Genomic DNA, 13,062 nt, shown 5'->3' with positions numbered 1-13,062 from the left:
GGGACACCATGGAAGCACCGCTGACCAATCCGGCACCACCGACCGTCCCGGCCACCCGGCCGAGCGGTTCGGACCGCCTGGGTCTCGGCCAGCTGTCTGCGCCATCGGAGTTCGATCGCCCGCTGAACGACCCCGAAGCCGGGGCCGCGCGCCGTCCGATCGAGGACCGCGCCGAGCAGCAGCGCAACCGCAACGGGGACGAGGGCGACCCGCGTGCCGACCTGGTCCTGCCCCGCAACGACCGCGAAATGGCCGGCCAGGCGCGCCTGGCGGCCGAGATCGAGGCGTTTCAGTCCGGCACGACCGACGACGCCCGTCCGGGCGAGGAGCGCATCGCCGACGGTGGCGTGCTGGAGGATTCCGGGGTCGAGGCCCTGCGCCGGCGTGTGGAACTGGCCTTCAGCTTTGCCGGCCCGGCCGAGGAACCCCGCCGCGAGCTGAACATCGTCGTCTGACCGCGGCGGTGCCGCCCTGCGGACTCAGGCATCCCCGCGCCGGGGGAACTCCGCCAGCCACTCCTGCGCCCGCTCCCCCGCATGCAGCCGCTCGTCCGCGTTGAGTTCGCGTGCCACCCGCTCGCGATAGCGCGCCGCACTGGCCACGCCCATCTCCGCCGCGATCGCATACCACTTGAAGGCGGAGACATCCGAGCGCTCCACGCCCTCGCCCATCGCGAACAGCCGCGCCAGGTTGGCGGCCCCGCGGCCCTCGCCGGCCTCGGCCGCCAGCAGATACCACTGCGCCGCCTGCTCGGCGTCCTGCGGCAACCCGCGCCCCTCGTCGAACTTCAGGCCCAGGTTGAACATCGCCTGCGGATTGCCGCCCTCGGCGGCGGCATGGAACCAGCGCGCCGCCTCGTTCGGGCTGGCCTCCACGCCGTCGCCCTGTTCGAACAGCACCGCCAGATTGAACGCGGCATCCGGCCAGCCCGCCTCGGCCGCCTGCAGATACCAGATCGCGGCACGCGCCGGGTCGCGCGGCATGTGCGTGCCTTCATCCAGCAGCACCCCCAGGTTGTAGGCCGCAAGCGGATCACCCGCGGTGGCGGCCTGCTGCCAGCGGTCCACCGCCCGCGCGGTATCTCCGTCCCTCCAGGCCGCGCGCGCCTGCTCGAGCAGCCCGCGCGGATCATTTGATGCATTCATGGTGCGAACTCGGTTCGGGGCATGTCGGCCGGCAATGTACCGACCGGACAACGCAGCGTCGATGTCCCCCACGGCGGTCGGGCACGCGAACCACAGAGTGTGACGCCATTCTCTTTTTTCACCGGCATCCCGCTTGCGTGCGGATCCGGCCGGCGCGGCTCGGGAACTCACCCCCGGGGGCAGGAGACACAGGGGTAACGGGACCCTGTCCCTGATTCTTACCCTTGTCCCAATGAGGAGGACCTCAATGAAACGTTCCACGAAACTGCTGGCTGCCACCGCCATCGTGCCCTTTGCCCTGCTGATCGCCGGCTGCGGCGGTGACGACATGGGCATGGACGAGTTCGAAGAACAGCAGATGGAAGAAGGCGCGCCGCCGGCCGAGGACGGCATGGAAGGTGGCATGCAGGAAGGCGCCCCGCCGGAAGGTGACATGGGTGGCCAGGGAATGGAGCCCGAAGGCGATGGCATGGACGACGGCATGGGTGGTGACATGGAAGGCGACGACGAACCCCAGTTCTGATCGTCCCGCCCGAATGCTCCGCCGGGGCGATGCGAACGCATTTCCCGGCCACCGGGCCCGACCGGAAACCTTCTCCGGTCGGGCCTTTTATTGCTTCCCGCCTGCAACCTGCGAGCGGGGACCGGGGGTCAGGAACGCCTGCAGCTCAGCACCGGTGCGTCATTCCTGCGGAAATCGTCCGGGGGTGATATAGCGCCCGCCCAGCTCCCAGTTGATACTGGTCTCGGGGGCGGTACCGGACCCGGCTCCGCCTCCGGCCGGCGGAAAGCCGCGATGCACACCGGCCAGCAGCTGCCAGCGATCGTCCAAGTCAAAGGTCATGGAAGCTCCGGGCAGCCATTCGCTGCAGGCGTTCGACCGCCGGTAGTCCACGGTATTGCGGCTGGCGTCCGCGTACTGTACCCGTGAGGTCTTCACGTCTTCTCCGGAGCCGCTCCGGAGCGGAGCTGCCCGAAGCACAACTCAACGAATCAGCGGCTGATCCGCCAGACTTTCGATCTCGATGCGGTCGGCACAGTCCGCGACCGCGCCGTCGGGGCCTTCGCAATCGGCGACGTCGTTGACGAGGATGCGCCCGACGCGATCACAGGACGTATCCGTCATGCGGAAGGCCCGCACCGAGGTGCTCCCCGCCCGCAGCGGTGCCATCTCGAGCAGCGTCCGGCTCTGGATGATGCCGTCATCGCCGAACACCACCAGATCCAGCTGCAGCGACTCCAGCGCCTGATCCAGGCCGTTCTCCAGTACCAGATGGGCGCGACAGTCGTCGCCGTCGGGCTCCAGCTTGTTCAGCTGGACGCCGATCCCGCCGCCGTCCTCCGCCAGTGCCGGCAGCGCCAGGACCAGCCCCAGCACGCCTGCCGCGAGTCCGCCGTGAATCTGCCGCTTTCGTGTCATCTCGCCTGCCTCCACAACGCGTCGATCCGTCGTTCCTCAGCGCACCGAAAAATTCACCGGCACCACGATCTCGTAGCCGTCCAGACCGATACTGTCCGGCGCCGGAAACGGGTCGGCCCGCTGCACCATGTCTTCCACCGCGCGATCCAGGATCCCGGAGCCGGAACTCTCCTGGATCTCGTAGTCGATCACCGAACCATCACGGGCGAGCTGCAGCCGGACCTCCACGGTACCTTCCTGCCGGCGACGCTGGGCCGCTCTGGGATAGCGCTTGTGCTGCTCGACCCAGGCCTGCAGTTCGGCAAGGTAGTCACTCTCCGCCCCGGGGTCGCCACCGCCCGTGGCATCGGTCTCGGCGGCCCCCTCCGCGTCCCCGGAGGGGCCGGACTCGTCGGCCGTCGGATCCGCTTCGCCCGGCTCATCGGCCACGGCATCGGTTTCGGCGACCGTCTCGGCCGTTCCCGCAGGCTCCGGTTCGGGCTCCGGCTCCGGCTCCGGCTCGGGCTCCGGCTCGGGCTCCGGCTCGGGCTCCGGTTCCGGCTCCGGCTCCGGCTCGGGCTCCGGCTCGGGTTCCGGCTCGGGTTCCGGCTCGGGTTCCGGCTCGGGTTCGGGCTCCGGTTCGGGCTCGGGCTCGACCTCCTCCGCTTCGCGGACCGGCTGGCGTTCCGGCTCCCGAGCTTCGGCCACCTCCGGCCGGACCGGCTCGGCCGGGGCGGGCTCGGGCATTTCGGGCTCGACCGGTTCGGCCTCGGCCGTCTCCGCGGGCGGCTCCGCCGCGGCGGCCGGGGGTGCGGAGCCCCCGGCCGCCATGGAGATCTCCAGGCCGCCGACCCCGGCGTCCTCGGCCCCGGTGGGTGGCTCGCGCAGCAACAGGGCCATCGCGACCAGTCCGTGCAGCACCACGGCCAGGATCAGTGCGACCACCCAGTGTCGAATGCCGGGCTGCATGCTTCAGGTCTCCGGCACGGTCAGCAGATCAATACGCTCCACGCCCGCCTCGCGCAGGCGTTCGAGAATGCCGACCACCTCGACGGCCTCGGCGCGCCCGTCGGCCTTCACCCGCACCCGGGCGGCATCACCGTGACGCCCCAGGTGCTCACGCACCAGGATCATCATGCCCTCGAGGTCGGTTTCGTCCTGATTGACGGCCAGGCGCCCCTCGGTACCCACGATCACCATGAATTCGTCGGGGCCGGGCTGGCCATCCACCGCGGACTCCACCGGCTCGACCTCGAACGGATCCACCGCGCTCAGCTGCCCCGCCACCATGAAGAAGATCAGCAGCAGGAACACGATGTTGATCAGCGGCAGTATGCTCTCGTCGTCGTTGCGCGGCCGGTGCGCGACCTGGAAATGGCGACGCTGGCCGATCATGAGCCACCCTCCCGGATCACGGACAGGTCGCGGACCCCGGCATCGGCCAGCGCCTCGAGGATCTCGACGGTGCGCTGCATGTTCACCCCGGCCACCGGCATCACCAGCACGCGGGTGTCGGCATCCTCCGCCAGCCGCGCGGACACGCGTTCGCGCAGTTCAGCGGCGGGTACCGCAATGCCGCCCAGACGCAGGTCATCGGGCCGCACCTCCACCAGCATTGCGCCTTCCATGGAGCCGGCTCCCCCGGCCTCGGCCGGGGCCTCCAGCTCCACGGCGCGCCAGTCGAGGAAACTGGAGGCGAGCATGAAGAACACCAGCAGGATGAAAACGACGTCGATCAACGGCGTCAGGCTGATCAGGTTGCGCCGGCGCGGGCGACCGGTATCCAGCATCGGCTGTTCCGCCGGGGCTCCGATCATCGCTCGTCGGGCTCCAGGGCCGGGTTGTGCGCGGCCTGCGTGCGCCTGCCCGCGGCGTACAGTTCCCCGATGAACAGACGCGTGACCGCGTCATCCATGCGATGCGCCACCCGCTCGACCCGGGTCTCCAGCCAGTTCAGTGCGGCCACCACCGGAATGGCCACGGCCAGTCCCACGGCGGTAGTGAGCAACGCTTCCCAGATCCCGCCGGAAAGCACGGCGGGATCCACCTGACTGCCTGCCTCTTCCAGCGCCTGAAAGGCCCTGATCATGCCCATCACCGTGCCCAGCAGGCCCAGCAGTGGCGCCAGCGCGCCGATCACTTCCAGCGGCCGCAGACCCTGGCGCAGGGACTGGATGGTCGCGTTGCCATAACGCACGACCTCTTCCCGCACCATGGCCTCGGGGGCACCGGCACGCAGTCCGCGGATGCCGCGCGCCACCGCGCGGGCCGCCGGGTTGGGCGTGGCTTCGGCGTGCCGGATGGCGGCCTCCGGGTCCCCGCCGTGGAACAACTCCAGGGCCTGTTCGGCCGGACGCACGTCGGTCACCCGCAGCTGCCACAGCTGCCACAGCTTCACCAGTACGAAGGCCAGCGCCACCACCGACGCCACCAGCAGGATGGCCACCACCGGCCCGCCCGCATCCAGAAACCCGGCGACACGTTCGCCCGCCAGGGACTCGATCATTGCATTCATGTTCTGTCCTGATTTTTTGCCGGGGAGGAGGTCAGGGCGTATGCGCAGGGCGTTGCAGACACATACAATCATTCTTGATGGACCCGCCCCTTGGCAATGGGTGGATGGCGCGACATTACCGCTAATGAGAATGGTTTTCAACACTATTCCTTTTGGGTAACCGCCCCCCCCCCCCCTGCCGGGCTCCGGTACATTGATCAGCATTTTCTTATAGATTAGTTTCGATTTCCGGGTCGAGTCAGGCTCGGCCCCGCAGACCCCGTCCTCGCAACGAAGGATTTCGATGCCCGCCGACGCCCCCGACTCCGGCCTTCCACGCCCCGGCCCCTGGCTGCAGGCGCGCATGCGTCCGCACCGCCACTGGCTGCTGGGCGCCACCGCCGCCGGGCTGGGTGCCACCCTGGCCACCGTGGCCCTGGCCGGCCTGATCGCCTGGGCAGTCCACATGGCGCTGTTCGCACCGGAACGCCTGCCACTGGGAATGGTGCTGGCGGGCGCGGCGGTGGCGGCTGTCTTGCGCTATGCCCTGCAGGCCCTGCGCGATGGCGCCGGCCATCGTCTGGCGGATGCGGTCAAGCGTGAACTGCGCGAGGAACTGCTGGACGCGGCCCGGCGCGACGGCCCCGTCCATCTGGCGCACCGCGCCCCTTCAGGGGCCTGGGTCGATCACTACCTGCGGCGGGTGGAAGATCTGACCGGCCACTACGCGCGCTACCTGCCCGGCACCCGCATGGTGATCCTGACCCCGCTGGTGCTGCTGCTGACGGTCGCCTGGCTGGACTGGCTCGCCGCCGGCCTGCTGCTGCTCTCGGCGCCGCTGATCCCCGCCTTCATGGCCCTGGTCGGCATGGGCGCCGAACAGATCCACCGCAGCCAGCAGGACGAGGAGAACCGCCTGGCCGGGCATTTCCTCGACCGCCTGCGCAGCCTCGACTTCCTGCGCCGCGCGCGCGCCACGCACGCGGCCCGCGAGGCGGTGGTGTCCGCCAGCGACGAACACCGCCGCCTGACCATGCGCGTGCTGCGGGTCGCGTTCCTGTCCTCGGCGATCATGGAGTTCTTCAGCGCGGTCGCGATCGGCCTGCTGGCGATCTATATCGGTTTCGGCCTGTTCGGGGCCATCGACTACGGCCCGGCCGGCAGTCTGACCCTGTTCACCGGTCTGTTCATCCTGGTCCTGGCGCCGGAGTATTTCCTGCCCCTGCGCCAGTTCGCGCAGAGCTATCACGACCGGGCCGCCGCCCTGGCCGCGGCCGAGTCCCTGGCGCCGCTGCTGCAGCCGGCCGGTGGACCCGCCACCGCCCCGGCCGGGGCGCCGGACAGCCCGCGCACGGCGGTACACCTGGCCGGAGTGCAGGTGCAGTATCCGGATAGCGCCCGACCGGCCCTGCACGACATCGACCTGCAGATCGGGCGCGGGGAACACCTGGCGGTGACCGGCCCCAGCGGCTCCGGCAAGTCCACCCTGCTGGCGCTGCTGGCCGGCTTCCTGCGACCGGCCGGCGGCGAGATCCGCGTAGCAAGCGACCTGCAGCGGTTCGTGTGGATCGGCCAGGACGCCCACCTGTTCCACGGCAGCCTGCGGGACAATCTGCAGCTCGCCATTGCCGAACCGGTAAGCGACGCGGCGATGAATGACGCCCTCGCCCGCGCCGGGCTGCCGGTAGATGACCCGCAGCTTCCGGACGGGCTGGATACCGCCATCGGCGAAGGCAACACCGGGATCTCCGGGGGGCAGGCCCAGCGCATCGCGATGGCCCGCGGGATCCTCGCCGGGCATCCGCTGTGGCTGCTGGACGAACCCACCAGCGCGCTCGACGAGGCGACCGAGGCCGCCCTGCTGGACACCCTGTTCGCCCTGGCCGCCGAACACGACATCACCCTGGTCATCGCGGCCCACCGCGAGGCCGTCCGGGAACGTGCCAGCCGGGTGGTCCGGCTGGCCGAAGGCCGCGTGGAGAGCCTGGCATGACGGACCGCGAATATCTGCAACGCCTGTTCGCCTCGCGTCTCGGCTGGAGCCTGCTGGCCTGGCTGCTGCTGGCGGTGACCTGGGTCAGCGGCATCGTGCTGCTCGCCCTGTCGGGCTGGTTCATCACCGCCACGGCGCTGGCCGGGGCCGGCATGCTGGCCACTCTGGACATCTATTCACCGTCCGGCGGGATTCGTGCGGCGGCGGTACTGCGCACCGTGGCCCGCTATTTCGAGCGCGTGACCGGACACGAAGCGGTCCTGCGCATCCTCGCCGACCTGCGCGCGACCACCTTCCGCCAGCTGGCGCGCTGGCCGGCGCGGCGTCTGGCGAATCTGCGCAGCGGCGACCTGCAGGCCCGGCTGACCAGCGACATCGACACCCTGGACGCCATCCCGCTGCGGGTGGTGGGACCGATGGTCGGGGCCCTGCTGGCGCTGGTCAGCGCAGTGGCGATCGCCCTGTGGCTGGCCCCGCCGCAGGCGGCGTTGCTACTGCTGGTCGCCGCCGCGATCACCCTGATCACGGCAGCGATCGCCGCGGCCGCCGGCCAGCGCCACGGCCGCCGGCTCGTGCGGGAAGAGTCCAATGAACGCGTGGCCCTGCTGGACTACTTCGGCGGGCTGCCGGAGCTCACCGCCTTCGGCCGCCTGGAGGAGCACCGGGCGGCCCTGGCCCGCCGGGCCCGCGAGGGTGCCGCGCGGCGCCTGACCCAGGAACGCGCGGGGGTGCTGGGCGAACAGGGCGTGCAGCTGGTGGTGATGCTGACCACCCTCGCCATGCTGGGCTACGCGCTGCATGCCTACGCCGAGGGGCTGATCTCCGGGCCGGTCGCGGTGCTGCTCACCCTGATGACCCTGGGCCTCAACGAGGCGCTGGGCAGCCTGCCCGGCGCCTGGTGGCGCCTCGGCGAGAGCCTGGAAGCGGCCCGGCGCCTGCGCGAGACCGAGGCCGGAGCCGAGGCTCCGGAGCCCGCCGGGGCAGAACCGGTCGAACTGCCCCCCGGCCCGCTGGAGGCGCGTGGCCTGAGCGTCGGCTTCCGCGCCGACCGCCCGCTGGCCGGCCCGCTGGACATCCGGCCCGAGCCCGGGTACCCGCTGGTGGTTCACGGGATCAGCGGGCGCGGCAAGACTGCCCTGCTGGAGACCCTGGCCGGCGAGCTGACGCCGACCGGCGGCGAACTGCTGTGGGGCGAGCGGGACCTGACCACGCTGGACCCCGATACCCGCCACCGGGTAATCGGCTACCTGCCCCAGCGCGTGCGCCTGCTGGACGACAGCCTGGCCGCCAACCTGCGACTGGGGCAGCCGGAACTTTCCGCTGACCGGCTGTGGGCCGTGCTGGATCAGGTGCGGATCGCGCCGCTGCTGCAGCGCATGGGCTACAGCCTGGACTATCCGCTGGGCGAGGATGCCGGCAATCTTTCCGGCGGACAGGCACGCCGGGTGGCGCTGGCCTGGCTGCTGCTGCAGGACCGGCCGGTCGCCCTGCTGGACGAGCCCTTCGCGGGACTGGACGAAGCCACCGAGGCGGCGATCCTGGAGCGCATCGGCCCCTGGCTGGAGGCGCGTCAGACGGTCATCGTGACCCACGCACCCCGGCGCATGCCGGCGCACTGGCCACGGCTGGCGCTCTAGGGAAGCGGGAGAAGGAAGAAAGTCCCGGCGGCCGCGGGGCTGCGACCGCCGGGGGATCCGGACCGGACGGGGGCCGGCCCGGCAGGCAGGATCAGTGCTCGTGACCGCCCGGCCCGTGGGCGTGGCCATGCTCCAGCTCTTCGGCGGAGGGTTCGCGCACCTCCACCACCTCGACGTCGAAATTGAGCGTCTGGCCGGCCAGCGGATGGTTTCCATCCACCGTGGCGGTGTCGCCCTCGACGTTGGTGACCGTCACGGTCAGGGGGCCGTTTTCGGTCTGAGCCTGGAACTGCATGCCCGGCTCGATCGAGTCGACGCCCTGGAAGGCCTCCATCGGGACTTCCTGCACCATGGCGTCGATCTTTTCGCCATAACCTTCTTCCGGCGGCACGGTGGCCTGGACCTTGTCGCCGGCGGCCTTGCCTTCCAGCTCGCGTTCCAGACCGGGCACGATCTGGCCATTACCGTGCATATAGGCCAGCGGCTCGCGGCCTTCGGAGCTGTCGATGGTCTCGCCATCGTTGTTGGTGAGCTTGTAGTGGATGGACACTACGGAATTCTGCGCGACTTGCATGGACACTGCTCTCTTGAAATGTGGCCCGACAGGGTAACCCGACCAGCCCCCTCGCGTCACAGTCCCCGCTGACAGTGCCCGAATCCGCTCCGGGGCACACCAACGAAAACGCCGGGCACTGGGCCCGGCGCATGCACTGACCGTCCGCGACGGAACGGGGGTCAGCCGGCCTGCAGCAAGAACCGGTTGAGCCGGTGGACAAAACCCGACGGGTCCTCCAGCTGCCCGCCCTCGGCCAGCAGGGACTGTTCGAACAGCAGCGAGGCGAGGTCGTTGAAGTCGTCGCCTTCCGCCGTCTTCAGCCGTTCCACCAGCGGGTGCTGCGCATTGACCTCCAGCACCGGCTTCGAGGAGAAGGTCTCCTGTCCGGCCTGCTTCAGCAGTTCCTGCAGATACAGCGCCATCTCGTGCTCGCCGAGGACGATGCAGGCCGGCGAGTCCACCAGCCGCTTCGACGGGCGCACGGAGTCGACCCGGTCACCCAGCGCGCTCTGGATGCGCTCGGGCAGGTCGCCCAGTTCGTCGTCCTTCCGGTCCTCGGCGTCGTCCGTATCATCGGAATCCTGCTCGCCGATGATGTTGTCCAGATCGAGATCGCCCTTGGCGACGTTCTTGATCGGCGTACCGTCGAACTCGCGCAGGTTGGACAGCAGCCACTCGTCCACCCGGTCGGACAGCAGCAGCACCTCGATGCCGTGCTTGCGGAACACCTCCAGGTGCGGACTGTTGCGCGCGGCGGCGGCGTTGTCGGCGCTGATCACGTAGATCGCGTCCTGCCCCTCCTTCATGCGGGCCTTGTAGTCCGCGAAGGAGACGTTCTGCGTGTCATCGTCGTTGTATGTGCTGGCAAAGCGCAGCAGGCCCGCGATCTGCTGCTGGTTGGCGAAGTCCTCGCCGGGGCCTTCCTTGAGCACGCGGCCGAAGTTGTCCCAGATCCCGGCGTATTTCTCCGGCTCGTTCTTCGCGATGTTCTCCAGCAGGCCGAGGATCTTCTTCACCGAGCCGGACCGGATGGAATCCACCAGGCGGTTGTCCTGCAGGATCTCGCGCGAGACGTTCAGCGGCAGGTCGGCCGAGTCCACCACCCCGCGCACGAAGCGCAGGTAGTTCGGCAGCAGCTTCTCCGCGTCGTCCATGATGAACACGCGCTTCACGTACAGCTTCACCCCGTGGCGTGCGTCGCGATCCCACAGGTCGAACGGCGCCCGGCCGGGGATGTAGAACAGCGTGGTGTACTCCTGGCGGCCTTCCACGTGGTTGTGGGTCCAGGCCACCGGGTCCTCGAAATCGTGCGCGATGTGCTTGTAGAACTCGCGGTATTCCTCGTCGGAGATCTCGCTCTTCGGCCGCGTCCACAGTGCACTGGCACGGTTGACGGTCTCCCACTCGTCCGTGGGATTGCCTTCGTCGTCCTGCTTGCGCATGCGGATCGGGAAGGCCACGTGGTCCGAGTAGCGCCCGATCACGTGGCGCAGGCGCATCGGCTCGAGGAACTCGTCGGCGTCTTCCTTGAGCGTCAGGGTGATCTCGGTGCCCGGTTCCGCGCGCTCGCATTCGGCGAGGGTGTATTCGCCATCGCCCTTCGACTCCCAGCGCGTGCCGGCCTCGACCCCGGTACCCGCGCGCCGGGTCTCCACGCGCACGTGGTCGGCCACGATGAACGAGGAATAGAACCCGACCCCGAACTGCCCGATCAGCTGGGCATCCTTCTGCTGGTCGCCGGTCAGCTTCTCGAGGAAGGCCCGGGTACCCGAATGGGCGATGGTCCCGATCTGCCGGATCACCTCGTCGCGCGACATGCCGATGCCGTTGTCGCGCACGGTCACGGTGCGGGCGTCCTTGTCCACGTCCACGTCGATGTGCAGCTCGGCCGGCTGCGGGATCGCATCGGGGTTCGCGGTCGCCTCGAAGCGCAGCTTGTCGCAGGCATCCGCGCCGTTGGAGATCAGCTCGCGCAGGAAGATCTCGCGGTTGGAATACAGCGAGTGGATCATCAGCTGCAGCAGCTGGCTGACCTCGGTCTCGAACTGGCGGGTTTCCGCCTCGGCGGCTTGCTCGGTCCGGGTTTCGGTCATGGGGTTACGACTCCGTGATGGGTTCGGATGGGTTCAGTTACTGGTAACACGCCGGAGTCTGGGGTCGCCGCGACCTTCTTCAAGCCCCTCGGCGCGATAAAGCGCCCCCTCGCCCTCCGGGTCGAGGCAGCCGAGCACCGCAGGCAGCGTCGCGGCCAGTTCCTCCTCCAGCTGCCACGGCGGACGCAGCACCAGCATGCCGGATCCCGCGAGCCCGGGAGACGCCCCGCGCTCCGTGCCGGGATCATCACGCTGGCGCAGTTCGCTGCGCAGCCAGGGGATGCTCCGGGTGCACAGCCGTTCGACCAGGGCATGATCCGGACGTCCCGCCAGCACCGGATACCAGACCAGCACCATCCCGGTGTTCCAGCGCTCCAGGATGATCTCCGCCATCTCCGCGATTTCACGGTATTCGGCCGCGCGTTCGTACGAGGGGTCCAGCAGGGCGAACCCGCGCCGCGGCTGCGGCGGGAACAGCCCTCGGGCGGCCTCGCGCGCATCGCGCCGGTGCACATGGCAGCGCGCATCCCCGGCGAACGCGCCCTGCAGGCGTTCGTGGGCCTCGGGGTGCATCTCGCACGCCACCAGTCGGTCATTCTCGCGCAGAGACGCGCGGATCAGCGCCGGTGATCCCGGATACCCGTCGGTCCCGGCCACCTGCTGCACGGTCTCCAGAAACCCGGTCACCGCCTCCGGCAGCGCGGCTTCGCAGGCACAGGCGCGCAGGCGTTCGATCCCGGACACCGCTTCGCCGGTCTTGCGCGCCCGCTCGCCGTCCAGGTCATAAACTCCGGCCCCGGCATGCAGATCCAGCGCCACGAACGGCTTGGTCCGCCGCTGCAATGCCGCCAGCACCGCACGCAACACCAGATGCTTGTGGATATCGGCGAAATTGCCCGCGTGGTAGTCGTGCTGATAGCTGAGCATGGTTCGCTCCCTTACGCCCCGGCCATAAAAAAACCACCGCGGCGGACCACGGTGGCTGGACTTCCTTGCGGCCGGCTCCGGCTCACGGAGCACGGCGCCCGCTGCGGGTGCAGTTTACTGGTTTACCGGGGACTCCGGGTCCAGCAGATAGGCCATGATGTGGCTGATCTCCCGCTCGCTCAGCAGCTCGTTGGCACCGAACCGGGGCATCTCCGTACAGGGGAAATACTGGTGCGGATTCGAGATTACCTCGTGCGCATACCGCAGCGACGCCTCGTCGGTACCCCGGCCGTTCCCGTACCCGGCCAGGCTCGGCCCGATCGTACCGTAGATCGGCTCGTTCGGATCCATCTGATGACACGCATAGCAGTTGCCCCCGGGGGTACGCGTGGAATGGTCGTCATTGCGATGACCCACGCGGAAACCGTAGCCCGAACGGGCCAGCTCTGCGCCCCGCTCCCAGTCACCCAGACGCGGTCCCCCGGTGGGGGCCTCGTAGCTTTCCCGGGCGAGCGCAATCACCTCCTGCACCTGATCGTCCGGAAGCTCCCCTCCGACCACGGAACACGCACGCTGCAGGTCATCCTGTTCCATGCGCCCGCGGGCCGAACCACCTTCCTGAACGGGCTGATCCAGTCGATAGCTGTCCGATTCGAACACGATGTGTTCAACGAGTTCGTCCGTTTCCATCGCGGCGATATCAGTTTCGCCCTCGCCGGCGTCGCCGAAAAACTGACACCCGGTGGTGAATAACGCTGCCGACACGGCAAGCGGCAACCCCCAACGTACGCTTTGGCCTGGCATCCCTGATGTCTCCC

General features: G+C 69.3%; 14 protein-coding genes and 1 pseudogene. 4 read left to right on the top strand and 11 right to left on the bottom strand.

Annotated features, from left to right (window positions below):
• The first annotated feature begins 8 nt into the window (after nucleotides 1–8).
• Nucleotides 9–455 carry a hypothetical protein gene (locus G020_RS0102060; RefSeq protein WP_024328465.1) on the top strand — a complete coding sequence of 149 codons (447 nt, stop codon included), beginning with the start codon at nucleotides 9–11 and terminating at the stop codon, nucleotides 453–455.
• A 24-nt stretch (nucleotides 456–479) separates the two neighbouring features.
• On the opposite strand, the gene G020_RS0102055 is transcribed toward G020_RS0102060, so the two are convergent.
• Nucleotides 480–1,145, bottom strand: a complete 666-nt coding sequence (locus G020_RS0102055; protein ID WP_019021358.1) for a tetratricopeptide repeat protein — start codon at nucleotides 1,143–1,145, stop codon at nucleotides 480–482.
• 247 nt (nucleotides 1,146–1,392) lie between these two features.
• On the opposite strand from G020_RS0102055, the gene G020_RS0102050 reads away from it, so the two are divergent.
• The gene (locus tag G020_RS0102050) at nucleotides 1,393–1,668 is read left to right on the top strand and encodes a hypothetical protein (protein WP_018946557.1); all 276 of its coding nucleotides are present in this window, start codon (nucleotides 1,393–1,395) and stop codon (nucleotides 1,666–1,668) included.
• A gap of 189 nt (nucleotides 1,669–1,857) precedes the next feature.
• Here the strand turns inward: G020_RS0102050 and G020_RS0102045 are convergent.
• The 6 genes and pseudogenes from G020_RS0102045 to G020_RS0102020 form a co-directional block, all read right to left on the bottom strand.
• Nucleotides 1,858–2,091, bottom strand: a pseudogene (locus G020_RS0102045) (TonB-dependent receptor domain-containing protein); the annotation flags it as partial.
• 39 nt (nucleotides 2,092–2,130) lie between these two features.
• Nucleotides 2,131–2,565: a hypothetical protein gene (locus tag G020_RS0102040; RefSeq protein ID WP_024328463.1), complete on the bottom strand. Its 435-nt coding sequence runs from the start codon at nucleotides 2,563–2,565 to the stop codon at nucleotides 2,131–2,133.
• A 36-nt stretch (nucleotides 2,566–2,601) separates the two neighbouring features.
• Nucleotides 2,602–3,513 (bottom strand): energy transducer TonB, encoded by a 912-nt coding sequence (locus tag G020_RS0102035; RefSeq protein WP_024328462.1) that lies wholly within the window; start codon nucleotides 3,511–3,513, stop codon nucleotides 2,602–2,604.
• A gap of 3 nt (nucleotides 3,514–3,516) precedes the next feature.
• Nucleotides 3,517–3,939: a biopolymer transporter ExbD gene (locus tag G020_RS0102030; RefSeq protein WP_024328461.1), complete on the bottom strand. Its 423-nt coding sequence runs from the start codon at nucleotides 3,937–3,939 to the stop codon at nucleotides 3,517–3,519.
• Nucleotides 3,936–4,361 carry a biopolymer transporter ExbD gene (locus tag G020_RS0102025; protein ID WP_024328460.1) on the bottom strand — a complete coding sequence of 142 codons (426 nt, stop codon included), beginning with the start codon at nucleotides 4,359–4,361 and terminating at the stop codon, nucleotides 3,936–3,938. The genes G020_RS0102030 and G020_RS0102025 overlap by 4 nt, the downstream gene beginning before the upstream one ends.
• A complete protein-coding gene (locus G020_RS0102020) occupies nucleotides 4,358–5,059 on the bottom strand; it encodes a MotA/TolQ/ExbB proton channel family protein (protein WP_024328459.1) in 702 nt (233 codons plus the stop codon). Before G020_RS0102020 ends, G020_RS0102025 begins: the two co-directional genes overlap by 4 nt.
• Before the next feature lie 283 nt (nucleotides 5,060–5,342).
• Between G020_RS0102020 and cydD the strand changes: the two genes are divergently transcribed.
• Together cydD and cydC are read left to right on the top strand one after the other, a co-directional pair.
• Complete coding sequence (gene cydD / locus G020_RS0102015; protein WP_024328458.1) at nucleotides 5,343–7,031, top strand: thiol reductant ABC exporter subunit CydD; 1,689 nt, start codon at nucleotides 5,343–5,345, stop codon at nucleotides 7,029–7,031.
• Nucleotides 7,028–8,668: a thiol reductant ABC exporter subunit CydC gene (cydC, locus tag G020_RS0102010; protein ID WP_024328457.1), complete on the top strand. Its 1,641-nt coding sequence runs from the start codon at nucleotides 7,028–7,030 to the stop codon at nucleotides 8,666–8,668. Before cydD ends, cydC begins: the two co-directional genes overlap by 4 nt.
• Before the next feature lie 91 nt (nucleotides 8,669–8,759).
• On the opposite strand, the gene G020_RS0102005 is transcribed toward cydC, so the two are convergent.
• The 4 genes from G020_RS0102005 to soxX form a co-directional block, all read right to left on the bottom strand.
• Entirely contained in the window at nucleotides 8,760–9,242 is a 483-nt protein-coding gene (locus G020_RS0102005) for a peptidylprolyl isomerase (protein ID WP_018946566.1), read from the bottom strand.
• A 161-nt stretch (nucleotides 9,243–9,403) separates the two neighbouring features.
• Entirely contained in the window at nucleotides 9,404–11,317 is a 1,914-nt protein-coding gene (gene htpG / locus G020_RS0102000; RefSeq protein ID WP_024328456.1) for a molecular chaperone HtpG, read from the bottom strand.
• Nucleotides 11,318–11,350: 33 nt separating this feature from the next.
• Nucleotides 11,351–12,244 carry a 23S rRNA (adenine(2030)-N(6))-methyltransferase RlmJ gene (locus G020_RS0101995; RefSeq protein WP_024328455.1) on the bottom strand — a complete coding sequence of 298 codons (894 nt, stop codon included), beginning with the start codon at nucleotides 12,242–12,244 and terminating at the stop codon, nucleotides 11,351–11,353.
• Nucleotides 12,245–12,358: 114 nt separating this feature from the next.
• A complete protein-coding gene (gene soxX / locus G020_RS0101990) occupies nucleotides 12,359–13,048 on the bottom strand; it encodes a sulfur oxidation c-type cytochrome SoxX (RefSeq protein WP_029681185.1) in 690 nt (229 codons plus the stop codon).
• Between the last annotated feature and the right edge of the window lie 14 nt (nucleotides 13,049–13,062).

The sequence above is a fragment of the Thioalkalivibrio sp. ALR17-21 genome (assembly GCF_000420185.1).
In the GTDB taxonomy this organism is placed as follows: Bacteria; Pseudomonadota; Gammaproteobacteria; order Ectothiorhodospirales; family Ectothiorhodospiraceae; genus Thioalkalivibrio; species Thioalkalivibrio halophilus.
The sequence above is the reverse complement of the archived record's forward strand: the minus strand, read 5'-3'. Positions and strand labels throughout refer to the sequence as shown.